Annotated in this window: 21 protein-coding genes; 14 read left to right on the top strand and 7 right to left on the bottom strand. The window is 72.5% G+C overall.

What is annotated here, in order from left to right; all coding sequences use genetic code 11:
* Positions 1–21: 21 nt before the first annotated feature.
* The 3 genes from EIL87_RS23930 to EIL87_RS23920 all read left to right on the top strand — a co-directional run bounded on the left by EIL87_RS23930 (position 22) and on the right by EIL87_RS23920 (position 3,268).
* Positions 22–1,107 (top strand): glycosyltransferase family 4 protein, encoded by a 1,086-nt coding sequence (locus EIL87_RS23930; RefSeq protein WP_199740592.1) that lies wholly within the window; start codon positions 22–24, stop codon positions 1,105–1,107.
* A 115-nt stretch (positions 1,108–1,222) separates the two neighbouring features.
* Positions 1,223–2,371, top strand: a complete 1,149-nt coding sequence (locus tag EIL87_RS23925) for a glycosyltransferase family 4 protein (RefSeq protein ID WP_125092841.1) — start codon at positions 1,223–1,225, stop codon at positions 2,369–2,371.
* 36 nt (positions 2,372–2,407) lie between these two features.
* A complete protein-coding gene (locus EIL87_RS23920) occupies positions 2,408–3,268 on the top strand; it encodes a glycosyltransferase family 2 protein (protein ID WP_125092840.1) in 861 nt (286 codons plus the stop codon).
* Positions 3,269–3,271: 3 nt separating this feature from the next.
* Here the strand turns inward: EIL87_RS23920 and EIL87_RS23915 are convergent, their stop codons facing one another.
* Positions 3,272–3,634, bottom strand: coding sequence for a hypothetical protein (locus EIL87_RS23915; RefSeq protein ID WP_125092839.1), 363 nt, complete (start codon positions 3,632–3,634; stop codon positions 3,272–3,274).
* A gap of 184 nt (positions 3,635–3,818) precedes the next feature.
* On the opposite strand from EIL87_RS23915, the gene manB reads away from it, so the two are divergent.
* Complete coding sequence (gene manB / locus EIL87_RS23910) at positions 3,819–4,919, top strand: mannose-1-phosphate guanylyltransferase (RefSeq protein ID WP_125092838.1); 1,101 nt, start codon at positions 3,819–3,821, stop codon at positions 4,917–4,919.
* A 5-nt stretch (positions 4,920–4,924) separates the two neighbouring features.
* Positions 4,925–5,833: a DNA-3-methyladenine glycosylase family protein gene (locus tag EIL87_RS23905; protein ID WP_125092837.1), complete on the top strand. Its 909-nt coding sequence runs from the start codon at positions 4,925–4,927 to the stop codon at positions 5,831–5,833.
* A gap of 15 nt (positions 5,834–5,848) precedes the next feature.
* Here EIL87_RS23905 and EIL87_RS23900 read toward each other — a convergent pair whose 3' ends face one another.
* The 4 genes from EIL87_RS23900 to EIL87_RS23885 form a co-directional block, all read right to left on the bottom strand.
* Positions 5,849–6,382: an NUDIX hydrolase gene (locus tag EIL87_RS23900; RefSeq protein ID WP_125092836.1), complete on the bottom strand. Its 534-nt coding sequence runs from the start codon at positions 6,380–6,382 to the stop codon at positions 5,849–5,851.
* Positions 6,379–7,728, bottom strand: a complete 1,350-nt coding sequence (locus tag EIL87_RS23895) for a coenzyme F420-0:L-glutamate ligase (RefSeq protein ID WP_125092835.1) — start codon at positions 7,726–7,728, stop codon at positions 6,379–6,381. Before EIL87_RS23895 ends, EIL87_RS23900 begins: the two co-directional genes overlap by 4 nt.
* Positions 7,725–8,714, bottom strand: coding sequence for a 2-phospho-L-lactate transferase (gene cofD / locus EIL87_RS23890; protein WP_125092834.1), 990 nt, complete (start codon positions 8,712–8,714; stop codon positions 7,725–7,727). The genes EIL87_RS23895 and cofD overlap by 4 nt, the downstream gene beginning before the upstream one ends.
* Before the next feature lie 66 nt (positions 8,715–8,780).
* The gene (locus EIL87_RS23885; RefSeq protein ID WP_125092833.1) at positions 8,781–9,539 is read right to left on the bottom strand and encodes a site-2 protease family protein; all 759 of its coding nucleotides are present in this window, start codon (positions 9,537–9,539) and stop codon (positions 8,781–8,783) included.
* Positions 9,540–10,132: 593 nt separating this feature from the next.
* Between EIL87_RS23885 and EIL87_RS23880 the strand changes: the two genes are divergently transcribed.
* Positions 10,133–10,360 carry a WhiB family transcriptional regulator gene (locus EIL87_RS23880; protein WP_093414649.1) on the top strand — a complete coding sequence of 76 codons (228 nt, stop codon included), beginning with the start codon at positions 10,133–10,135 and terminating at the stop codon, positions 10,358–10,360.
* A 123-nt stretch (positions 10,361–10,483) separates the two neighbouring features.
* Positions 10,484–12,511, top strand: coding sequence for a hypothetical protein (locus EIL87_RS23875; RefSeq protein ID WP_125092832.1), 2,028 nt, complete (start codon positions 10,484–10,486; stop codon positions 12,509–12,511).
* Here EIL87_RS23875 and EIL87_RS23870 read toward each other — a convergent pair.
* Complete coding sequence (locus EIL87_RS23870; protein ID WP_199740591.1) at positions 12,495–12,968, bottom strand: metallopeptidase family protein; 474 nt, start codon at positions 12,966–12,968, stop codon at positions 12,495–12,497. The genes EIL87_RS23875 and EIL87_RS23870 overlap by 17 nt on opposite strands.
* A 205-nt stretch (positions 12,969–13,173) precedes the next feature.
* Here EIL87_RS23870 and EIL87_RS23865 point away from each other — a divergent pair, with 205 nt between their 5' ends.
* The 7 genes from EIL87_RS23865 (at position 13,174) to EIL87_RS23835 (ending at position 20,444) form a co-directional block, all read left to right on the top strand.
* On the top strand, positions 13,174–13,533 hold the full coding sequence (locus tag EIL87_RS23865) for a DUF3499 domain-containing protein (RefSeq protein ID WP_199740590.1): 360 nt from the start codon (positions 13,174–13,176) through the stop codon (positions 13,531–13,533).
* 103 nt (positions 13,534–13,636) lie between these two features.
* On the top strand, positions 13,637–14,986 hold the full coding sequence (locus tag EIL87_RS23860; RefSeq protein WP_125092831.1) for a phosphomannomutase/phosphoglucomutase: 1,350 nt from the start codon (positions 13,637–13,639) through the stop codon (positions 14,984–14,986).
* 58 nt (positions 14,987–15,044) lie between these two features.
* Entirely contained in the window at positions 15,045–15,260 is a 216-nt protein-coding gene (locus tag EIL87_RS23855; protein ID WP_199740589.1) for a Trm112 family protein, read from the top strand.
* A 7-nt stretch (positions 15,261–15,267) separates the two neighbouring features.
* On the top strand, positions 15,268–16,347 hold the full coding sequence (locus EIL87_RS23850; RefSeq protein WP_125092830.1) for an SIS domain-containing protein: 1,080 nt from the start codon (positions 15,268–15,270) through the stop codon (positions 16,345–16,347).
* Positions 16,348–16,457: 110 nt separating this feature from the next.
* Positions 16,458–17,711: a mannose-6-phosphate isomerase, class I gene (gene manA / locus EIL87_RS23845; RefSeq protein ID WP_199740588.1), complete on the top strand. Its 1,254-nt coding sequence runs from the start codon at positions 16,458–16,460 to the stop codon at positions 17,709–17,711.
* A 158-nt stretch (positions 17,712–17,869) separates the two neighbouring features.
* Positions 17,870–18,793, top strand: a complete 924-nt coding sequence (locus tag EIL87_RS23840) for a cation diffusion facilitator family transporter (RefSeq protein WP_125092828.1) — start codon at positions 17,870–17,872, stop codon at positions 18,791–18,793.
* Between the two features lie 136 nt (positions 18,794–18,929).
* The gene (locus EIL87_RS23835) at positions 18,930–20,444 is read left to right on the top strand and encodes an amino acid permease (protein ID WP_125092827.1); all 1,515 of its coding nucleotides are present in this window, start codon (positions 18,930–18,932) and stop codon (positions 20,442–20,444) included.
* A gap of 337 nt (positions 20,445–20,781) precedes the next feature.
* On the opposite strand, the gene EIL87_RS23830 is transcribed toward EIL87_RS23835, so the two are convergent.
* Positions 20,782–23,508, bottom strand: a complete 2,727-nt coding sequence (locus tag EIL87_RS23830; protein WP_125092826.1) for a hypothetical protein — start codon at positions 23,506–23,508, stop codon at positions 20,782–20,784.
* Positions 23,509–23,527: the final 19 nt, after the last annotated feature.

The raw sequence follows: 23,527 nt of genomic DNA, 5'->3' as shown, positions 1-23,527 counted from the left end.
AGCGCGTGCGAAGCTGGTCGGGTGCCCGAGCTGGTTGCCATCGCCGAGCAGTTGCTGGCCCCGGTCCCCGGCGGCACCGGCCGCTGCACCCGGGAACTGCTGCGCGCGCTGGCCGGCACGGCACCCGACGGGTGGAGGGTGACCAGCGCGATCAGCCGCAGCGGAGACCCGGAGCGAGCGCGCGTGCCAGGCGTGGAGGGGCCTCGCGTCCTGCCGCTGCCGCGTCGCGCGCTGATCGCCGCCTGGGAGCTCGGTCTCCCGCTGTGGCCGGGCGGTGACGCGGTGCACGCGATGACACCGCTCGCACCCCCGCGCCGGCGCGGACGCGGCCTCGTCGTCACCGTGCACGACACGGTCCCCTGGAGCCATCCGGAAACCCTCACCCCGCGCGGGGTGTCCTGGCACCGGCGCATGATCACCCGAGCGGCCCGCCACGCGGACGCGCTGGTCGTGCCGACCCGGGCCGTCGCCGACGACCTCGCCGGCCGGATCCCGCTCGACACCCGGCCCCACGTGGTTCCCGAAGGCGTGAGCCCGGACCTGCTGGACGAGCCCGGATCCGCTGTGCACCTCGACGTCCCGGACCGGTACCTGCTCGCCGTGGGCACCGTCGAACCCCGCAAGGGCTACGAGCACCTGGTCCGCGCCCTCGCCGAACCGCACGCTCCCGACATCCCGCTGCTGGTCGTGGGCCGGCCCGGGTGGGGCGACCTCGACCTGCCCGCGCTCGCCGCCGACCACGGCTACCGCCACCTCCGCGTGCTCACCGACGTCGCCGACTCCGGCCTGGCGGCGCTGATGCGCGGAGCCACCGCCCTGGTCGCCCCGAGCCTCGCCGAGGGGTTCGGCCTCCCGCTGCTGGAAGCCATGGCCCTCGGCGTCCCGGTCGTCCACTCCGACGCACCGGCCTTGGTCGAAGTCGCGGCTGGCGCGGGCGAACAGGTCCCCCGAGCCGACCCGCCAGCCCTGGCCGCCGCGCTCCGCCGCGTCGTCGACGACCCGCAGCACCGCTCCCAGCTCGCCTCGGCCGGAACCCGCCGTGCCGCGCACTTCTCGTGGGAACGGTCCGCCCGCGACATCTGGCGGATCCACCTCGACCTCGCCTGACCGAGCCGGCGCCCGGAGGATCGTGAAGTTCCCCCCGCTCACAGCGGTGAGGTGACGCTGCACGAATTTCGCGTACTCGACACGGAAGTGGGAACGTTCGCCGTACTCTTTCCTGGTGCACAGAGGCGAACCGCACGTACTCGTCGACGCCACCGCGGTGCCCGCGGATCGAGGCGGCGTCGGACGGTACGTCGATTCCCTGCTCGCGGCGCTGGACTCGGACGGTGCGCGGATCACCGTGGCGTGCCAACCGCGGGACGCCGCGCTGTACTCCACCCTCGCGCCGAACTCGCAGGTCCTCCCCGCCGCGGAAGCGGTCGCGACCCGGACCGCGCGGTTGACGTGGGAGCAGACGACGTTGCCGGTGCTGGTCAAGAGGCTCGGTGCTGACGTCCTGCACTCGCCGCACTACACGACGCCACTGGGCAACCCGGCCGCGTCCGTGGTGACCCTGCACGACGCCACCTTCTTCACCAACCGCCGCGTGCACTCCCGGGTCAAGGCCCGCTTCTTCCGCGCCTGGACGCGAGCGGCGTTGCGGCGCGCCGAGATCTGCGTGGTGCCCAGCCAAGCCACCGCTGCCGAGCTCGCGCGCACCGCCGGAGCCGACCGCAACCGGCTGGCTGTCAGCTACCACGGCGTCGACCCGGACCGCTTCCACCCGCCGACGCCCGAGGAGGTCCAGGGCGTCCGGGACCGCCTGAACCTCTTCGACGAGCCCTACGTCGCCTTCCTCGGCGCTCTTGAACCGCGCAAGAACGTTCCCGCGCTCATCCGCGGTTTCACCCACGCCTGCCAGGGCAAGCGCGCGGAGTTACCGGCCCTCGTGCTCGCGGGGCAACCCGGTTGGGACACCCGGGTTGAGCGCGCGCTGGAATCGGTGCCGCACCGGATCCGCGTGATCCGGGCCGGCTACCTGCCGTTCGACCAGCTCGCCGGGTTCCTCGGCGGCGCGCGGCTGGTCGCCTACCCCAGCCTCGGCGAGGGCTTCGGGCTGCCCGTGCTGGAAGCCATGGCCTGCGGAGCGCCGGTGCTCACCACACGCCGGTTGAGCCTGCCCGAGGTCGGCGGCGACGCCGTCGCCTACTGCGGCGTGCGGCCCACCGACATCGCCGCCGGGGTGCGGGAACTCCTCGACGACCCGGCCCGCCGCTCAGCCCTGGCCGCCGCCGCGCAACTGCGGGCCAAGGGGTTCACCTGGGGCGCCTGCGCGACCCAGCACCGCGAGGCCTACGCGCGCGCCCACCACGCCCGCACCCGCTGACCCGACGGTGACCGCGCTGCAGCAGAATGTCGTGGCGTGACCAACCCGCGCACCTACGGCGACGAGCTCGCCGTCGTCACCGTGACCTACTCGCCCGGCGAGACGCTGCAGCGCTTCCTCGACACGCTCGACAAGGCCACCGAGCGCCCGGTCCGCGTGATCCTCGCCGACAACGGGTCGCAGGACGGCGCGCCGCAGCGGGCGGCGCAGCAGCACGACCACGTCGAACTCGTGCCCACCGGCGGCAACCTCGGTTACGGGGGAGGGGCCAACCGCGGAGTCGCCGCGCTCGGTCCCGAGCACGGGTGGGTGGTCATCGCCAACCCGGACCTGGAGTGGGGCGCGGGCAGTCTCGACGAGCTGATCGCGGCGGCCGGGCGCTGGCCGCGCGGTGGGGCCTTCGGACCGCTGATCACCGAACCCGGCGGCGAGGTCTACCCCTCGGCACGGCTGCTGCCCTCGATCGGGCGTGGCGTCGGCCACGCCCTGTTCGTCAAGGTCTGGCCCGGCAACCCCTGGTCGCGCGCCTACCGGCAGTCCGAGGCGGGCCGCAGCGAGCGCACCGCGGGCTGGTTGTCGGGGTCCTGCCTGCTGCTGCGGCGCGAGGCCTTCGACTCCGTCGACGGGTTCGACCCGCGCTACTTCATGTACTTCGAGGACGTCGACCTCGGTGACCGGCTGGGCAAGAAGGGCTGGCTCAACGTCTACGTGCCCAGCGCCGAGGTCATGCACATCGGCGGCGCCTCGACCTCCAAGGTGAGCAAGCGGATGCTCGCCGAGCACCACCGCTCCGCCTACCGCTACCTGGCCGACCGCTACCAGGGCCCCAAGTGGGCGCCGCTGCGCCTCGCGCTGAAGGTCGGGCTCGCGGCGCGCGCCAAGGTCCAGGCGCGCTGACGCTCAGTACTGCTGCGGGTACTGCGGCTGCCCCGGGTGCGAGCCGAGCGGCCCGAACTCGTGCGGAGCGCGCTGCGACTGGTACGGGTTGGGAGGCATTCCCTGCTGCGACTGCCCGTAGTCCTCGGTCGGCCACCCCAGGTTCGAGTCGGTGGTCGGGAACTGGGGCTGCTGCTGCATCGTCTGACCGGCCGTGGGAAGCATGTTCGTGTCCGTGTCGGCGACCACGCTGTCGACGATCTCGCGCGGGATCCGCACGGTGTTCGCCGCATCCATCGGCGACGTGGCGTTGTCCGGTGTGACGACGAACGCGCCGCGTGCCCGCGCGCGAGCAAGTGCTTCGTCGGCTCGGAGGCGCGGGTCCATGTGGATGCCCTCTCAGTCGTTCGCAGTCGGTGGTGCCAAACCCGGCTGCGCACCGGGTGTGGTGTGGGACCGGGCACGGCCGTCGGGCACGGGCCCGATGTCATTATGCCGGTGCCACTGCCAGAGTATTCCCCCCAATGGGTTTTCGTCATCGATCTAGGTCAGGTAGAGGAGGACGACGCCGATGTCCGCGGATGCGCAGACCCCGGCCGAGCCGCGCCCGCAGGCGGAGGCGGTCGTGCTGGTGGGCGGTCAGGGGGTCCGGCTCCGGCCTCTGACCCTGTCCGCGCCGAAACCGATGTTGCCCACCGCCGGGGTGCCTTTCCTGGCCCACCTGCTGTCCCGCATCCGCGCGATCGGCATCGAGCACGTGGTGCTCGGCACCTCCTACAAGGCCGAGGTCTTCGAGCAGCACTTCGGTGACGGCTCCGACCTCGGCCTGCACATCGAGTACGTCGTGGAGTCCGAACCGCTGGACACCGCCGGTGCGATCCGCAACGTCTCGGACAAGCTCAGCGCCGAGGACGTGCTGGTGTTCAACGGCGACATCCTCTCCGGCGTCAACCTCACCGACCTGCTCGACACCCACCGCAGCACGGCGGCCGACGTCACGCTGCACCTGGTCAAGGTCGACGACCCGCGCCGGTTCGGCTGCGTGCCCACCGACGCCGAAGGGCGGGTCACCGACTTCCTGGAGAAGACCGACACCCCGCCGGTCGACCAGATCAACGCCGGCTGCTACGTCTTCCGCCGGGCGGTGATCGAGGACATCCCCGCTGGTCGGCCGGTGTCGGTCGAGCGGGAGACGTTCCCCGGGCTGCTCGCGGCCGGCGCCCGCGTGCAAGGGCACGTCGACTCGTCGTACTGGCTGGACATGGGAACCCCCGCCGCGTTCGTGCGCGGCAGCGCGGACCTCGTGCTGGGCAACGCCCCCTCCGACGCGCTGCCCGGCAGCACCGGGCGTGCCCTGGTGCTCACCGGTGCGCGCGTCGCCGAGGACGCGGTGGTCGACTCCGGCAGCACCGTCGGAGCGCGCTGCCAGGTCGGTTCCGGCGCGCAGGTCAGCGGCTCGGTGCTCTTCGACGGCGCGGTGGTCGAGGACGGCGCGGTCGTCGAGCGCAGCGTGGTGGGAACCGGTGCTCGGGTGGGAGCCGGTGCCGTGCTGCGCGACGCGGTGGTCGGCGACGGAGCGACGGTCGGTGCCGGGTGCGAACTGCTCGAGGGCCTCCGGGTCTGGCCCGGCGTCGAGCTGCCACCGGGAGGAGTACGGTTCACGGCGGATTGAGCGCTATGGACGAACCCCTCACTCGTGACTGGCACCACGACCACCCCCTCGACCTGCTGCAGGTCCTGTCCCCGCTGCGGCGCGGTAACGGTGACCCCACCACCCGCGTCGAGCAGGGTGAGCTGTGGTGGGCGAGCACCACGGCCCACGGCCCGGCGACCTTGCGCCTGCGCCGGGTGCGCCCGGGAACCGTGCGCGCCTCGGCTTGGGGGCCGGGCGCCGACGCGGTGCTGGCGGGTGTTCCCGACCTGCTGGGCGCCTCCGACGACGACAGCGACTTCCGGTCGGCCCACGACGTCGTGACGCGCGGGATGCGCAACGCGTCGGGCATGCGCCTGTGCGCCTCGGGCAGGGTCTGGGACGTCCTCGTCGCCGCGGTCCTGGAGCAGAAGGTCACCAACCGCGAGGCCTGGCGCTCGTGGCGGGAACTGTGCCGCCGCTTCGGGCACCCGGCACCGGGTCCGGTCGAGAAGCTGTGGACCGTGCCCGACCCGCACCAGGTCCGCCGGATCCGGGACTGGGAGTGGCACCGCGCGGGCATCGACGGCGCCCGCCGCCGCACCCTGCTCGCCGCCGCCTCGTCGGCGCGCAGCCTGGAGAAGGCGGTCGCCCTCCGCGGTGAGGCGGGTCGCGACCTGCTGCAGAAGATCCCCGGCATCGGCCCCTGGACGGCGGCCGAGGTCGCGCAACGTGCGTGGGGCGACCCCGACGCGGTCAGCGTCGGCGACTTCCACCTGCCCACGATCGTCGGGACCGCTCTGGTCGGGCACCCGCTCGACGACGAGGGCATGCTCGACGTCCTCAGCCCGTACGAGGGCCACCGCCACCGGGCCGTCCGCTACCTCGTAGCGGCGGGCGTGCGCCGGCCCCGCTACGCCCCGCGCCTGCCGGTGCGCGACTTCCGGGCCATCTGAGCGGCGGGCGCCGGCTCAGCTCGACGTCGCCGCGGTGAGCAGCGGTACCAGGTCGGTGCCTTCCGGAGGAGTGACCAGCGGCCACCAGCGGAGGTCGAGGGACTCGTCGCTGCGCGCGGGTTCGGCGCCGGCCGGGGCGCGCACCACGTAGCGGACGTCGAAGTGGCGGGTGGGCTTGCCCAGCGAGCAGGTGATCGGGTGCACGTCGAGGTGCACCGGCTCCGGGTCCACCACCAGCCCCGTCATCCCCGACTCCTCGGTGGCCTCGCGCAACGCGGCCCCCGCGAGCGTGTCGTCCTCGGGCTCGCAGTGCCCGCCCAGCTGCAGCCACCGGCCCACGCGGGGGTGCAGGGTGAGCAGCACGTTGTCACCCGCGGCGTCCAGCAGCACCGCCGAGGCGGTGATGTGGCCCGGTTCGCAGGCGCGCAGACATGCGTCCTCGCGAGCGTCGAGCAGCGCGAGGAACGCCTGGCGCAGCGCCTCCTGCTGCGGGTCGGCGGGACGCCACTCGGTCAGCACGCGGGTCGCGTCGGAGTGCGGTCCGCTCACAGCTCCACCAATCCGTCGTCGAGGTCGCGCGGCGGCCGCGGCTCGTCGGCTGGGGTGGCCGGGTGGCCGACCGCCACGGCGCCGAGGGGTTCCCAGTCGTGCGGCAGGTCCAGGGCCGAGCGGACCACTTCCGGGCAGAACAGCGTCGAGGACACCCAGCACGAGCCGAGCTCCTCCGACGCCAGCGACACGAGCAGCCCCTGCACCGCGGCCCCGCCGGCGACGGTGAACATCTGCCGCTCCGCGTCCGACCGGGCCGCGTCCGGGTAGTCGTGGGCGCCGTCGCGCACCAGGAACGGCAGCACCAGCTCGGGCGCGGCGTAGAGCAGGTCGCCCCGGGTGACGCGGCGCTGCGCGGCCTGCTCGGACAGCCCGTCGCCGCGCAGGTCCTCGAGCCACGCGGTGCGCATCGCGTCGAGCAGCTTGGTCCGCAGCGCGCGGTCGCGCAGCCACACGAACCGCACCGGCCGGGTGTGGTGCGGGGCCGGGGCCGTCAGGGCCGCGCCGACCGCGCGCCGCACCGCTTCCTCGTCGACCGGGGTGTCGGCGAACTCCCGCACCGAGCGGCGCAGCAGCACCGCCTCCCGGCGGCCCTGCGCGATCGCTTCCGCGGTGCCCAGGTGGAACAGGTCCTCCTCGACCGGGCGGGCGAGGTCGCGCGCCGTCGACCCGTCGTCGACGGTGGTCAACCCGCGCACCACGGCGACCGGGATGCCACCGAGCTTGCCCTTGACCAGGTCCGCCGCACCGGCGATCTCGTCGGCGACGGCGACCTCGGTCACCGCGAGCTCGTTGCCCTGCCCGTCCGTGCTGCCCGCGTAGCGGTGCAGCACCGGTAACCCGGCGCAACCGATGGCCGTGTCGGTCTGCCCGATCCGCCAGGCGCGGCCCATCGTGTCGGTCACGACGACGGCGACCCGCACGCCCAGCCGCTCGGCGATGCCGTCCCGCAGCCGCCGGGCCGAGGCGTCCGGATCCTCCGGCAGCAGCGCGATCTGGTCCTGGGCGACGTTCGAGGCGTCCACCCCGGAGGCGGCCTGCACGATGCCGAGCTTGTTCTGCGTGATGAGCGTGCGGCCCTTGCGGGCCAAGATCGAGGTGGCTTCCGAGAGCACGAGCTCGCGGCGCAGCGCGTCCCGCTGCTCGGGGTCCTCGGGCGCGGTGACCATCCGGCCCTCGACCTTGGACACGATCTTGCTGGTGACGACCAGGACGTCCCCGTCGCTCAACCAGGGAGTCGCCGCCGTGATCGACGCCGCCAGGTCGTCGCCCTCGACGAACTCGGGCAGGCCGGACACCGCGAACAGCTGGAGCCCACCGGCGGCAGCGTGGTCCTCGAGGTTCATCCCGCCGCCTCCGAAGCCAGGTCGAACGCCGCCTGCGCCATGGCCGCGGTGGCGTCCACATCGGACATCAGCAGCGGCACCGACCGCACCTGCACGCCCGGGACGTCGGCGGTGTCCTCGCTGTGCACCAGCCAGCCGTCCAGGACACCCCCGTCGCCGCGCGCTCCGTAGTGGCGGCCGACCGCCTCCGCGGAGGTCTCCACGCCGATCGCGCTCAGGCAGGCGTCGGCCATCCCGCGCAGCGGCTTGCCGCCGATGATCGGCGACAGGCCCACGACACCGGCCCGCGTCTCGCGCAGCGCGTCCCGGAAACCGGGCACGGCCAGCAGCGTCCCGATGCTCACCACCGGGTTCGACGGTGCCAGCAGCACCACGTCGGCCTGCGCGATCGCGGCCAGCACGTCGGGGGTCGGCTTGGCCTCGTCGGCGCCGACCGGCACGATCGCGTGCGCCTTCGGCTCCGCCCGGTAGCGCACCCACCACTCCTGGAAGTGGACCGCGCGGCTCTCCCGGGACTCCGGGTCGTCGATCGCCACGTGCGTCTCGACCCGGTCGTCGGTCACCGGCAGCAGCGCCACCCCGGGCCGCCAGCGGTCGCACAGCGCCTCGGTCACCGCCGTCAGTGGGTAGCCGGCGCGCAGCATCCGGGAGCGCACCAGGTGGGTCGCGATGTCGCGGTCGCCCAGACCGAACCAGGACGGTTCGGCACCGTAGGCCGCGAGCTCCTCCTTGACCGACCAGGTCTCGTCGACCCGGCCCCACCCCTTGGCGTTGTCGATGCCGTCACCCAGGGTGTACATGCAGGTGTCCAGGTCGGGGCAGACCCGCAACCCGTGCATCCACACGTCGTCGCCCACGTTGACCACCGCGGTGACCTCGTGCTCGGAACTCTCCGCCTCGCCGATCGCGGGCAGCCCGAGCGCTGCTTTCACCCCGAGCAGGAAACGGGCGCCGCCGACGCCGCCGACCAGAACTACGACCTTCACGCCACCGATCCTCGCACGCCCGGGGGAACCGGAAGCTGTGAACCCGGCCGCTCCCGGCACGTGGAATCACAGCCCGCCGAAGATGCTCCGGAACAGGCTCTGGCCGAGCGAGGTCATCGCCGAATCGCCGCCGACCAGGTCGAACACGAAGTAGGCCAGCTCGAAGAACCAGCTGCCCACCAGCGGCACCCCGATCAGCAGCAGGAACAGCACCAGCGGAGCCCACAGCCGCGCCTTCTCGCCGAACCGGCGGGCCGGTGCCGACAACCACGGTTCGACCGCGCCGTAACCGTCCAGCCCGGGGACCGGGAGGATGTTGAGCACGAACGCGATCACCTGCAGGAACGCCAGGTAGGACAGGCCCGCCGTGAGACCGAGCGGCATCGGCACCAGCGCCACGATGGTCGTGAGGACGAGTCCCAGCACGAGGTTCGTCAGCGGCCCCGCCAGCGAGACCATCGACTCGACGCGGCGACCCCGCAACGCCGCGTGGTTGATCCACACCGCGCCACCGGGGAGCGGGATGCCGCCGATGGCCACGAAGATCAGCGGCAGGATGATGCTCAGCACCGGATCGGTGTAGCGGCGCGGGTCCAGCGTCAGGTAGCCCTTCGCGCGCACCGACCAGTCGCCACCCCGGTACGCCGTCGCGGCGTGCCCGAACTCGTGCAGGCACAACGACGCCGCCCAGCCGCCGAGCACCAGCAGGATCACGCCCGCGGTCAACGAGGTCGTGTTGGTGAACGTCGTCAGCACGCCACCCAACGCGGTGACCGCGAGGATGCCGAGGAAGAGCGGGCTGACCCGCAGCGCCGAGGTAGTCACGCCCCAAGTTTCCACGACTCGCCCGTGGTGTGTTGATCGGCTTCGACAGGCGCTGATCGCTGCGGGGTGATATTCATGATCATGGCGCAGCACGATGCGCCGGACGGAGCACGGGCCCTGTGCCGAACGCGCAGAGCCGGTTGCCGCAGCCGGACCTGGGGCGCCGAAGAACCGGGGTCCCCCCTACGGATGGTCTCGGCTTGACCGCAAGGAGCTACACGGGTGTAATCACAGCAGTGTCATTCGCTGTCGGAAACGAAGAGCTCGCTGCGGCGGGCGGTCGCGGCGGCGTTGGGTCGGGCACGGGAGAACCCGGCTGGACACGAGGTCGATCAGCGTCTCGTCGGCAGTGAGAGGGCGGCGAGGTGAGCGGTCGGCGACGGCGCCGCCGTCGACACGAATCCTGGTCCCGGCTGCGGGACCAGCAGCCTGCGAGCAGGAGTGCGTCCTGTTCCGGCCCTGGGGAGGGCCGGTGGGACTGACGGGGAGAAATCGGGGGAGTCATGTGGGAATCAGGAGAGAGCCGTCTCGCGGAGCGTGGGGACGCCACTGCCACGATCGCGGAATTCGACGTGCTGGCAGAGCTCTTCGAGATGGAAGAAGAGCAGGAGTGGCAGGAGCGCGCGCTGTGCGCGCAAACCGATCCAGAGGCCTTCTTCCCGGAGAAGGGCGGATCCACCCGCGAGGCCAAGCGCATCTGCTCCGGCTGCGAGGTCCGGTCCGAGTGCCTGGAATACGCGCTGCAGCACGACGAGCGCTTCGGCATCTGGGGCGGACTGTCTGAACGTGAGCGCCGCAAGCTCAAGCGTCGCGCGGTCTGACCGGCGGGTCCGGCCTCCTCGCTCGCCGGGCGCGAGCACCTCGTCGCCTCTCCTCCTCCGCCGCTCACGCGTGCATTACCGTTCGGGCCGTAGAGGTTCGGGCGAGCGGGAGGACCAGCGCGGGTGGACGAGCCGTCGAAGTCGCCGATGCAGTTGCTGAAGTCGTTGCGCCGCAACGCTTCCCAGGGCAACGGGCAGGCCGAGCAGCCGACACCGTCACCGCGTGAGGTGCCCGACGCGCCGGACACCGAGGAGGACACGGCGCCGGTGAGGCCTCCGCTGCGCGACCGAGCTCTGCGGGTGCTGCGGTCGCCCGGGACCGCGATGGTCGCCGTGCTCGTCGTCTTCGCGCTCGTCAACGCCGTGGTCACCGGTCGCCTCGGCGGCACGTTGACCGGTGGTCGGCTGCTGCCGACCGCGGATCTGGCCACCACTTGGAGCGACTACCTCGACGCGTGGCACGCCGTCAGCGGCGGCACGGGTGCGCCCGCTCCGCCGTCGCTCGCGGTGCTGGCGCTGCTCGGTTCCGTCCTAGGTGGACCGTCGGTGGTCGTCTCCGCGCTGCTGCTGTTCGGAGCTCCCCTCGCCGGGTTGAGCGGTTACCTCGCGACCCGCGGGCTCGACGTCCCGCCGCTGCGGCGGGCTCTGGTCGCCGGTGGCTACGCGCTGCTGCCCGCGTCCGCGATCTCGGCCGGGCAGGGCCGGCTCGACGTCGTCGTCGCGCACGTCCTCGTGCCGCCGCTGCTGGCCGGGATCGCCGCGGTGATCCGCCGCTCGGACGGCCGGTGGCTCGGCACCGCCTGCCTCACCGCGTTCGGCCTGGCCGTCCTCGGCGCGTTCGCGCCGCTGGTGCAGCTCAGCTTGATCCTCTTGGCGCTGCTCGCCCACGTCCTCGTGCCCGGCAGCGGGCTGCGCGGACGCAGGCGCGCCGCCGGGCTGGTCGCGCTGCTGCTGCTGTCGGTGGCGTGCCTGCTGCCGTGGCCGGTGGTGCTGCTGAGCCACCCCGAGATCCTGCTCCACGGGCTCGGCGCCCGCGTCGTCGAGCAGCCCGCCTCGGTGCTGCTGGCGGTGCTCAGCCCGGACGGTTCGCTGCCGAGCCTGGCCGGTGTGCTGCTGGTGCTGGGCGCGGTCCTGGCGCTGGCGGTCTGCTTCGACGCCCGGATGCTGGCCGGTGCCGGCGTCGCCCTGCTCGGCTGGCTGGTCGCCGTCGTCATCGGCACCGCGTCCGCCGCGCCGCTCACCGGCGGCGTCGAGAGCCCCGGCTGGACCGGCGGGCCGCTGGTGCTGGTCGCGGCCGGGTGCGCCTGGACCGTGCTGGTCGCGAAGCTTCCGGCGCTGAACTGGAAGATCGCCACACCGGTGCTCGCGGCCGGGTTCCTCGTGCTGGGCGCGGCCTCGGCCGTCGGAGCCGCTTCCGGGCCGCTGCAGGTCCACCAGGCGGCCTCGGGCACCGGCACCCGGTTGGTGCTGGAACCGGGGCCGCAGCCTGCGCGGCTGGTCTCCGGTGCCGGCCCGCGCTTCGGCGAGGACGACCTCGCCCCGGCGGGGGCAGCCGCGGACTGGCTGCGGCAGGTCGACGAGGACCTGGCCAGCCAGGACGGTGAGCGGGTGCGCCGAGCGCTGGCCGCGGTCGCCGCCAGGGGCGCCGACCACGTGATCGCCCCGTCCGACACCCGGCTGCCCGAGCTCGCCTACGACATGGTCGTCGACGAGGGCCCGCGCCCCGGCCCGACCCGCGAGCTGCGGCTGCTGGTGCCGGCGGCCCCGGTCAAGCTCGTCGGACCGGATCTCGCACGACAGGCCCAGACCGAACCCGGGCCCGCGCCCGAGGCGCGCCCGTTGCCCGTGGACGCCGAGCTGCCCTCGTTCTCCGTGCGGATCTCCGAGGGCGGCACCGGGCGCGCGCTCGTGCTCGGCGCGGAGAACGAAGCGGGCTGGTACGCCACGGTCGACGGCCGGCGCGTGCCGCTGGCCACCGCCTGGGGTCACCTCGTCGCGGTGCCGCTGCCCGCGCAGGCCGCCGAGGTCCAGGTCGGCTACACGGAGATGCCGCGCACCACGCTGCTGGTGGTGCAGGCGGCCCTGGTCCTGTTCACCGTCATCGCCGCCATCCCGGGACGCCCCCGGAAGGTGCTCACTGCCCTTCGATGACGTCCGGGTCCAGGCCCAGGTAGGTGGCGACCTGCTCGACGAGGACGTCGTGCAGCAGGTCGGCCATGTCCGTGCCGTCGCGGGCGCGGGCCTCCAGGGGCCTGCGGTAGAGCACGATGCGGGCGCGGGTGGGCAAGCCGCGCTTGTCCACGCCTGCCGGCACGAGCCGGGCCAGCGGGACGTTGGCGTCGACCACCACGTCGTCGTCCCAGGTCACCTTCTCCGGAGCCGTGGTGCTGATCTCCGGGACCTCGTCGACGGCCACGTCGAGCTGGGTGAGTTCGGCGTGCCAGCGCTGCTCGATCGGCTCCAGGGCCTCCAGCACCAGCGCGTCGAAGCGTTGCGAACGGCTGCGCGAGACCGGGACCGAGGACGGGTACAGGGGTCCGCGCAGGCCACGGCCGCGTCGATCCCGCCGGTAGCGGGTTCGACGCCGAGATCCACGTGCGGTAACCACGGGCTGAGGGTACGCCCTCGGCCACCCCGTCCGGGACAGCCGCCACGGGGATTTCAGGTGGAGATCACGGCAGGCTGTTCGCCGGAAGCGGACACCCGATCAGCTCGGGCGGCGGCAGGGTGGAAACTGGTGTTCGGCGTGGCTCGTGAAAGAGATTCCGCGTGCCTGCGCCGCGAGGTGGACAGGAGGCGCTATCGTGCGTGTCGTGCGGAGCGTGAGGCGGTGCTCGCGGACCGGGTGTGTCAACCCGGCCGTCGCCACGCTCACTTATGCCTATGCGGACTCGACCGCGGTCGTCGGCCCGCTCGCCACCTATGCCGAACCGCACAGCTACGACCTGTGCGAGGCGCACGCGCTGCGGCTGACCGTCCCCAACGGCTGGGAGGTCGTCCGGCACGAAGGCGAGTTCGCCCCACCGACCCCGTCGGATGACGACCTGACCGCGCTCGCCGAAGCCGTGCGCGAGGCGGGCAGACCGGACAGGCCAGTGGAACCGCAGGTCAGCGCCCCGGGAGCCGGGCGTCGCGGCCACCTGCGGGCGCTGCCCGACCCGGTGGACGAGTGAACAGATCGTGACGAACAGCTCTGGTCAAACCGGATGCTGCCAACGACCCGCCGATCGCCGGTAGGCTGCCCACCACGTTGGTTGGAACCGGGGAGGGTGCAGCGTGCGGGACCTGTCGGGGATCGTCAAGGCTTACGACATCCGCGGGGTGGTCGGCGAAGGCTTGGACGCCGACGTCGTGCGGGAGATCGGAGCGGCGTTCACCAGACTGGTCGGTGGACCGGCCGTGGTGATCGGCCACGACATGCGCGAGTCCTCGCCGACGCTGGCGGAGGCGTTCGCCGAGGGTGTCACCGGCCAGGGCGTTGACGTCATCAACATCGGGCTGGCCAGCACCGACATGCTCTACTTCGCCTCCGGCACGCTGGAGCTGCCCGGTGCGATGTTCACCGCCAGCCACAACCCCGCCGAGTACAACGGCATCAAGCTCTGCCGCGCGGGCGCGGCGCCGGTCGGTCAGGACAGCGGCCTGTCGGAGATCCAGGAGCTCGTCGGCCACGGCGTGCCCGAGTTCCTCGGCGCCAAGGGCACCACCAGCGAGCGCAACATGGTCGCCGACTACTCGGCCTACCTGCTCGACCTGGTGCAGCTGCGCGACATCCGGCCGCTCAAGATCGTCGTCGACGCCGGCAACGGCATGGGCGGGCACACCGTGCCCACCGTGTTCGCCGACCTGCCCGTCGAACTCGTGCCGATGTACTTCGAGCTCGACGGCACCTTCCCGAACCACGAGGCCAACCCGCTCGACCCGGCCAACCTCGTCGACCTGCAGGCCAAGGTCCGCGAGGTCGGAGCCGACCTCGGCCTGGCCTTCGACGGCGACGCAGACCGCTGCTTCGTGGTCGACGAGCGCGCCGAGCCGGTCACCCCGAGCTCGATCACCGCGCTCGTCGCCGCCCGCGAGCTGGCCAAGGAGCCCGGCGCGACGATCATCCACAACCTGATCACCTCCAGGGCCGTGCCCGAGATCGTGTCCGAGCTCGGCGGCAAACCGGTGCGCACCCGCGTGGGCCACTCCTTCATCAAGCAGACGATGGCCGAGACCGGCGCGATCTTCGGCGGCGAGCACTCCGCCCACTACTACTTCCGCGACTTCTGGCGCGCCGACTCCGGGATGCTGGCGGCGCTGCACGTGCTGGCCGCGCTCGGCGGTCAGGACGAGCCGTTGTCCGAGCTCATGGCCCAGTACTCCCGTTACGCGGCCAGCGGCGAGATCAACTCCACCGTCGACGACCAGCAAGCCCGGCTGAGGGCCGTCGCCGACACCTTCGGTGACCGGAATGGAGCTTCTGTCGACGAGCTCGACGGGCTTACCGTGGAGCTGTCGGACGGATCGTGGTTCAACCTGCGCCCGTCCAACACCGAACCGCTGCTCCGGCTCAACGTCGAGGCGCGGGACACTGAGGCCATGGCCGCGCTGCGCGACGAGGTGCTCGCGGTCATCCGCGGATGACCCGCGCGTCGACCCTGACGAGCAACACTCGCCGAAGCGCGCGAGTTTGGGAGGAAACGTGGCCGTTGACCTGGAAGCGCAGTTGCTGGAGATCCTTGCCTGCCCGTGCGAGCAGCACGGCGCGCTGCGGCCCGGCCTGGGGGACGACGCGCAGGCCGACTACCTGACCTGCACCTCCTGCGGGCGCGGTTTCCCCGTCCGAGACGGCATCCCGGTGCTGCTGCTGGACGAGGCCGTCGGGGGCGGATCTCCCGGCGGCGCCGGGGAGGGGTGAAGCGCAGGTGCTGGACGACACGCTCCTCGACGATCCCGCCAGGCTCGCCGACGCCGACGCCGGCGGCCTGCTGAGGCTGGCCGCGCTCTCCGGCGCACAGGTGCGCTCCACCGCCGAGACGGCGGCGGAAGTGGGCCTCGACGACCTCGCCGAAGACCGCCCGCGCGCTGTCGTGCTGCTCACCAGGCCCGGCGTGGCGGTGACCGTGGCGCGGCTGCTGGGTGCGCTGACCGGGCCCCGCTGCCCGGTGCCGGTGGTGATCTCCGACGAGCTGCCGACCTGGGTCGGTGCGCTGGACGCGGTCTTCGCCCACACCGACGACGTCGGTGACGTCACCCTCGCCGAGGGCGTCGCGACCGCCTGCCGGCGGGGCGCCAGCGTCGTGCTCGCGGTGCCCTCCGAAGGACCGGTGGCCGCCGCCGGTGCCGGTCGGGCGAAGGTCCTGGCCCCGCGCGTGGCGGTGCCGCCCGCACTGGCGTTCGCCCACGTCTTCGCAGCTGGCCTGTGCACCCTGCGAGCCCTCGACCTGCTGGACTTCGACACCGAGGAACTCGCCGAGGAGCTCGACAAGGAAGCCGAGCGCGCCCACCCGTCCCACGAGTCGTTGAGCAACCCGGCCAAGTCGCTGGCGCTGCGGCTGGCCGAGCGCACCCCGCTGCTGTGGGGGGTGGACGCGATCTCCGCCGCCGTGGCCGGACACGCCTCGTTCGCGCTCGGAGCGCACGCGGGAGTCCCGGGGCACGTCGCCGAGTACCCGCAGGCGGTCGTGCAGCGCGGACTGCACCGGGCCGCCGCGTCGGTCGGATCCGAGGCCGACATCTTCGCCGACCCCGAGGACGAGGTCGGGGCGCTGCTGCGGGTCTTCCTGATCAGCACGCGCCACAACGACCAGGGGGAGGTGTTCGAGCGGTCCGCGATGCGGGACCTACCCGGTGCCGACGTGGTCGCCCCGGGGGACACGGTGCGCGCCGACCCGCTGCTGCGCGCCGCGGTCCTGGCAGCCCGCTTCGACCTGGCGGCCGTGTACCTGGGCCTGGCCGCGGGCACGCTCAACGGCCCTGGCTGGCCGGCCCTGGCCATGAGCTGAGGCAGGCCGCACGGCACCGAAGATCCGGGAAGCCCCCGATGCCGCACGCCTTGCGGGCGCGATGTGCTGGCCGGGCGAGCAAGCGCGAGAACGAGGAAGCGAGAACGACTGTGGAGCTACTGCGCAACGCGGTGCGCCCCTACGCGTGGGGCTCGCGCACCGCTATTGCGGATCTGCTCGGTCGGCCCGTCCCCACACCGCATCCGGAGGCTGAGCTGTGGATGGGCGCCCACCCCGGTGATCCGTCCCGGGTGCTGCGCTCCGACGGGGACGAGGTGTCGCTGCTGTCGCTGCTCGACTCCGAACCCGCGCACCACCTCGGGGAGGAGTGCGTGCGCCGCTGGGGTGGTCGGTTGCCGTTCCTGATGAAGGTCCTCGCCGCCGACGAGCCGTTGAGCCTGCAGGCGCACCCCTCCGCCGAGCAGGCCGCCGAGGGCTTCGAGCGGGAGGAGCGTGCCGGCATCGCCCGCAACGCGCCGAACCGCAACTACCCGGACCCGACGGCCAAACCCGAGCTGGTCTGCGCGCTCACCGAGTTCCACGCCCTGGCCGGGTTCCGCGACGCGCAGCGCACGGTCCGGCTGCTCGACGCGCTGGACGTGCCGAGCCTGCGCGCGCACCGCGAGCTGTTAGCCGCGCAGCCGGACGCCAGCGGGCTGCGCGCCCTGTTCACCACCTGGATCACGCTGCCCGAGCACTACCTGCGGGACGTGCTGCCGGAACTGCTGGAAGCCTGCGTCGCGCACGTCAAGGAGCGCGGTGAGTTCGCCCTGGAGTGCCGCACGGTGCTCGAGCTCGGCGAGTCCTACCCGCACGACGCGGGCGTGCTGGCGAGCCTGCTGCTGAACCGGCTCGTGTTGCAGCCGGGCGAAGCGATCTTCCTGCCCGCCGGCAACCTGCACGCCTACCTGCACGGCACCGGCATCGAGATCCTGGCCAACTCCGACAACATCCTGCGCTGCGGGCTGACCCCGAAGCACGTGGACGTGCCGGAACTGCTGAAGGTGCTGGACTTCTCGTGCGGTGACATGCGGGTGCTCAAGGGCGAGTCGCTCGACGCCAACCTCACCGCCTACCGCACGCCGGCCGACGAGTTCGAGCTGTCCAGGCTGGACTGGACGCCGGCCGAAGCCGGCACCGTCCACCTCGACTCGCCCGGCCCGCAGATACTGCTGTGCACCAAGGGCAGCGTCCGGCTGACCCGCGGGCACCACGGCAACGGCTCGCTGCCGCACGAGCTGGTCCTGCAGCGCGGCCAATCGGTGTGGCTGGCCGCCAGCGACCCGGCGGTCGAAGTCCGCCCGGCCGAACTGGACCCGGTCGGCCAAGCCCAGGTCTTCCGCGCCGCCGCGGGTTCCTTCTAGCTCCGCGCGGCGTAGCCGCTCGTTCCAGGGTGGTCCTGCTCCCCGCCCCGCCGTGCACCACGGCTCCCGAGCGGGGAGAACGACCGGTTCGCCCCTGCGAGGGCGGGGCACCCGGTAGATTCCTCCCGTCATCGGAGCCAGATCGACGGGAGGACATCGTGTCAGCAGGTGGCGGAACGAGGGCCATCGTGGCCGCGCTGGCCGCGAACGCGGGCATCGCGCTGGCCAAGTTCGGTGGATTCCTGTTCACCGGTTCGTCGTCGATGCTGGCGGAGTCGGTGCACTCGCTCGCCGACACCTCCAACCAGGGGCTGCTGCTCCTCGGTCAGAAGACCTCGAAGCGCAAGGCTGACGAGGAGCACCCGTTCGGCTACGGGCGGGACCGGTACTTCTACTCGTTCGTCGTCGCGCTGATGCTGTTCACGCTCGGTTCGGTGTTCGCGCTCTACGAGGGCGTGCACAAGATCGGGCACCCGGAACCGCTGGACTCGGCGTGGGTGGCCGTGATCATCCTGCTGATCGCGATCGGGCTGGAGAGCTACAGCTTCCGCACCGCCATCCAGGAGTCCCGCGCGATCAAGGGCGACCTGAGCTGGTGGCAGTTCATCCGCCAGTCCAAGACCCCCGAGCTGCCGGTGGTCCTGCTGGAGGACCTCGGGGCGCTGGTCGGCCTGGTGCTCGCGCTCGGCGGTGTCGGGCTGACGCTGCTCACCGGCAACGCGGTTTTCGACGGGATCGGCACGGTGTGCATCGGTGTGCTCATGGGCGTGATCGCGGTCGTGCTGATCGTGGAGACCAAGAGCCTGCTCATCGGCGAGGGCGCGAACCGCGAGGTGCTCGACCACATCATCGGCGAGCTGGAGTCGGAGAGGGTGGAACGCGTCATCCACATCCGCACGCAGTACCTCGGGCCCGACGAGCTGCTGATCGCGGCCAAGATCGGGTTGGCCCCGTCCCTCTCGGTTGCGGAAGTCGCCGCCGAGATCGATGGTGCAGAGCAGCGGATCCGGGGGAAGGTTCCGGCGGCGAGGTTGATCTACCTGGAACCGGATCTCGACCGTGGTCGCGCGACCACGACCTGACACGAGACACCGTTCTGGCATCACAACGGGTTAACGAAACCGGTGGCGAACACTGGTCGACCGTTACCCGGAGCAACACCTGCGGGTTAAGGTTCCTTCCGCCCCGCGACACATGGGACTTGATGAGGAGGCGACAGTGCCAGGCACTGGGCTGTGGCGAACCAAGTCGGTCGAGCAATCCATCCTCGACACCGACGAGCCGGACACCAAACTACGCAAGAATCTGGGCACCTGGGACCTGATCGTCTTCGGCGTATCGGTCGTGATCGGTGCCGGTATCTTCACGCTGGCCGCACGGACGGCGGGTGACGTCTCCGGGCCGTCGGTGTCGCTGGCATTCGTGCTCGCCGCGATCGCCTGCGGTCTGGCCGCGCTGTGCTACGCCGAGTTCGCCTCGACGGTGCCGGTGGCCGGGAGCGCTTACACCTACTCCTACGCCACGTTCGGCGAGTTCATCGCCTGGATCATCGGCTGGGACCTGATCTTGGAGTTCGCGGTCGCCGCCGCGGCCGTGGCCAAGGGCTGGTCGGTGTACCTGGAGCAGGTGCTCGAACTGGTCGGGCTGACCGTGCCCACGGTGCTGGAGATGGGACCGCTCCAGTTCGACTGGGGCGCGCTGTTCCTGGTCGTGGTGCTGTCCACGCTGCTGGCGCTGGGCACGAAGCTCTCCGCCCGCGTCTCGCTGGTCATCACGATCATCAAGGTGGCTGTCGTGCTGCTGGTGATCGTGGTCGGCCTGGCCTACGTCAACGCGGCGAACTACACGCCGTTCGTGCCGCCGGGGCAGAAGGCCACTGAGGACAGCCCGGCGATCGAGCAGTCGCTGCTGTCGCTGATCCTCGGGGGCGAGACCAGCACCTACGGCGTCTTCGGCCTGCTGGCCGGTGCTTCGCTGGTGTTCTTCGCGTTCATCGGTTTCGACATCGTCGCGACCACCGCGGAGGAGACCAAGAACCCGCAGAAGAGCGCCCCGCGCGGCATCCTGGGCAGCCTGGCCATCGTCACGGTGCTCTACGTCGCGGTCGCGCTGGTCGTCACCGGCATGGTGCCCTACACCGACCTGGCGACCGCCGAGGACGGCACCCGCTCGACGCTGGCGACCGCGTTCACGCAGCACGGCGTCACCTGGGCCGCGGCGATCATCTCGGTCGGCGCTCTGGCCGGTCTGACCACCGTGGTCATGGTGCTGCTGCTGGGCCAGACCCGCGTGCTGTTCGCCATGTCGCGCGACGGTCTGATGCCGCAGGGCCTGGCCAAGACCTCCAGCACCAGGGGAACTCCGGTCCGCGCGACCGTCCTGGTCGGTGTGGTGGTCGTCGTGGCGGCGGCCTTCTTCCCAGCGGACAAGCTGGAGGAGATGGTCAACGTCGGCACGCTGTTCGCGTTCGTGCTGGTCTCGCTGGGTGTGATCGTGCTGCGCCGGACCCGTCCGGACCTGCCGCGCGGCTTCAAGGCCCCGCTGGTCCCGCTGGTGCCGATCCTGGCGATCCTCGCCTGCCTGTGGCTGATGCTGAACCTGACCGCCCTGACCTGGGTCCGGTTCGCCGTCTGGATGATCGCCGGTGTGGTGATCTACTTCGCCTACGGCCGCAGGCACTCGCGCCTGGGCCGTGAGGGCGACGTCGCCAGCGGCGGCGCGGTCGGCAGCTGACCTGAGCGACGCGCGAGAGCGGTGCCATCCTTCGGGGTGGCACCGCTCTTCGCCTTTCCCGGCCTTGAGAGGCGCGGTGGGGTTTCTTCTCGTGAAGGCCGGGGTTGCCGCGCCCTGACAGGGCCGCCGGTTCCTTCCTTCGTCCAGCTTGAAGGAACCGGCAGGTGCTCTCACGACTCGGCCGCGCACGAACGCCTTCGAGCGGCCGACCACGCCGTGCGGCGACAACTTCCGGCCATCGCCGGATGTCGTCGTGGCCGACCCGCACGCGCCGGGCACCGGCGGCGCCCGGCGCTGAACCACCGTGCGGTGGCCCGGGAAGCGCCAGGGGCGCCGGTCAGCCGTCGGTGGGGCGCAGTGCCGAGCCCCGCTCCCAGGGAGCGATGCGGCCCCGCGGCTCGGTGATCTCGGGGAGCACCGACGGCTCCGAGCGGGGCTCGGAGTCCTGCTGGGCGGGGAGCTCGGTGTGGTCCTCGGCGGTGTCCTCGGCCGTCTCCTCGTGCGCCTGCTGCGGGACTTCGGCCTCGGACGGGCGCTGCGGGCCCTTGCGGAACGACCGGATCGTCCTGGTGCGCCCGGTCCTGACGGCTTCCGCCGTGGCACCTGGGGTGCGCTGGGGCAGTTCCTCGACCGGACCGCCGATCGACCCGCCGTCGTCGCCCCGCGGCGCCAGTTCCGCTCCGGGCTTCGCAGAGCGCGGCTCCGGAGCCGACGGGATCTGCGGGGCTTCCGGCGCCGACAACGGCAGTGCGGCACCGCGCACCGGACGTTCCAGGCCCGCCGCCATGGCCACCGCGCGGTCCCACTCCGGATCACCGCTGTAGTCGGAGTGCCCCAGCACGCCCGGAACCCAGCGGCGGCACGAGAACGGCCCGCGCTGCGGGTCCGGCAACCAGTGGTCGCTGCCCAGCACCAGCGCGCCCGTCGGACCGCGCGTCGCCGCGGGCAAGGGACCGTCCGTGCCGTCGCCGCGCAGCCCGACGCCGATGAGCATCCCGTTGTAGACCTGCCGGTTCCAGGTCGTCACCGCCCCGCCCAGCGGATCCGTCCCGCGGCACAGCGACCGCCACCGCTCGCCCATGCGACCCGCCAGGTCGCGCAGCGCCGAGTGCGGCACCACGCCGGGGAACGCACGCGGGTAGGCCCACTGCAGCTGCGAACCCGCCGTCACCAGGCCGAGGCGTTCGCGGTCCTGCTCGGGCAGCGTCTCCAGCAGCCGCGCCGCGGCCACCGCCGCCAGCAGGCTGCCCTGGCTGTGGCCGACCAGCACCACGCGCGTGTTCGGGTCGGACAGGTGCTCGGCCGCGCGGTCGGCCAGCTCCGGGATCACCTTCAGCGCGTAGCACGGCGGCACCACCGGGTGCGCCTCCCGCGGCCAGAACAGCGCCAGGTCGGCCAGCACGCCCAAGTAGCGGGCGGTTTCGCGCTTCGTCGCGGCGAGGAACACCATCCGCAGCAACCCGACCGCGAGGCCGGCCAGCGCGAGCACGCCGATCGCGCTCAACCACGGGAGTTCCGGCACCCCCGCGAAGCGGGCGAGCAGCGTCGCGACCGTGCTGACCGTCAGCACACCCGCGATCACCAGGAACAGCCAGTGCGCGTAGCGGCGCTGCAGGTCGGCCAGCTTCCAGGCCTTGGCGGCCTTCTGCTGGTCCTCGGCCCGCCCGGCGTGCAGCAGCGCGACCTCGTCCGGGACCGGATCGCCGTCCTCACCGCGCCGGAACCGCTGCACCAGCACCCACGCGGCCGCCACCAGCAGCGCGGCGGCCAGCAGCAGCACGGCGGTGCCCCAGAAGATCGTCACGTCGTCGTAAGCGGCGGGCAGCTGCAGCGCCTCAGCGCCGGTCGGGCGCGGCGCCTCGAGCGCCTGCCGCACGCTGAGCGCCAGGCCCGCGCCGAAACCGTGGCCCAGCATGACCGCCAGCATCAGCACCGGCGCGCTCATCCAGCCTCCGGCCCACGGACGCAGCTGCTTCGGCGAGGACTTCCACGAACTGCGCGCCAGCAGCGAGGCCGGGAGCAGCAGCAGCGCGACCGCCACGCAGGTCAGCACCAGCAGCGCGCTGATGGCGTCGACCGTCGCGCCCGAACCGGGCAGGGGACCCCGCAACTCACCGGGCAGCACCGCCACCGAGGCGACCAGCACGCCACCGGCGGACATCAGCACCTGCCGGGTCCGCCGCCCCAGAACCGCGCGGAAGACCTTGCTGGTCTCGCGCATCCCGGCCGGGTCGTCGAGGCCGGCCGTGCCCACCACGGAGACGACCAGCAGCGCTACCGCCACCAGCCAGCGCGGGTCGAAGCTGAACGACAGCGGACCACCCAGCGCCACCAGGACCACAGTGGACAGGGCCGCCGTCACGTGCAGCGCGCGCAGCGCCGGGGTGTCCGGATCGGACACCACGTTGCCACCCGGCATCGTCGGTGCCATCGCCGAGTGCTGCGGGCTGTCCTTCTTCGGCGCCGAGACGTTCCAGGACACAGTGGACAGCCGGTGCATGAGCAGCACCACCAGCGCCACCGGCAGCAGCATCACGACCGAGCGCAGCACGTCGACCTCGCGCAACCCCTGCGGCACGTAGGCCATGCACTGCGCGCCAGGCGCCAGGCACTGGGCGGCCACCAGGTCCAGCCCGACCACCGTCAGCTGCGCGACCATCAGCGTCGTCAGCAGCAGCGCGGAGATCCGCAGCAACGCGCGCAGCAGCGAGCACAGCGCGCGGCTGATCACGTTGTCGGTGCGCGTAGGCGGCAGCATCCAGTGCGCCATGTTGGCCAGCGCGAACGGGAACAGCAGCGCCCAGGTGGCCTTCGCCAGGCCACCCGAGGTCATCGCGCCCCACACGTAGCCCTCGACGATCCGGGGCACCGAGCGGTCACCGGCGTTGAGCATCGGGCCCGGCACCGGGCGGAGGAGCCGATCAGCCGGCCGCATGATGCGCCCCACGCCGTCCCCGGCCACGTCCACCGACGCCACTGAATCGGTCAGTTCGTCGCCGGTCGTGCCGAGGATGCCGTGCACGCGCAGCTCGACGACGCGGGTGTCGGGCCCGGGTACTTGCACAGGGGTCCTCCCGAGCAGG

It is taken from the genome of Saccharopolyspora rhizosphaerae (genome assembly GCF_003931915.1).
Classification (GTDB): domain Bacteria; phylum Actinomycetota; class Actinomycetes; order Mycobacteriales; family Pseudonocardiaceae; genus Saccharopolyspora; species Saccharopolyspora rhizosphaerae.
Note: the sequence above shows the minus strand (reverse complement) of the source record. Positions and strands in the feature narration are given on the sequence as shown.

What these genes read in the sequence shown, in the direction of transcription:
- EIL87_RS23880 (WP_093414649.1), top strand. Translation starts at nt 10,133, where the DNA reads ATGGAAGAAGAGCAGGAGTGGCAGGAGCGCGCGCTGTGCGCGCAAACC.
- EIL87_RS23905 (WP_125092837.1), top strand. Translation starts at nt 4,925, where the DNA reads ATGGACGAACCCCTCACTCGTGACTGGCACCACGACCACCCCCTCGAC.
- manB (WP_125092838.1), top strand. Translation starts at nt 3,819, where the DNA reads ATGTCCGCGGATGCGCAGACCCCGGCCGAGCCGCGCCCGCAGGCGGAG.
- EIL87_RS23915 (WP_125092839.1), bottom strand. Translation starts at nt 3,634, where the DNA reads ATGGACCCGCGCCTCCGAGCCGACGAAGCACTTGCTCGCGCGCGGGCA.
- EIL87_RS23895 (WP_125092835.1), bottom strand. Translation starts at nt 7,728, where the DNA reads ATGAACCTCGAGGACCACGCTGCCGCCGGTGGGCTCCAGCTGTTCGCG.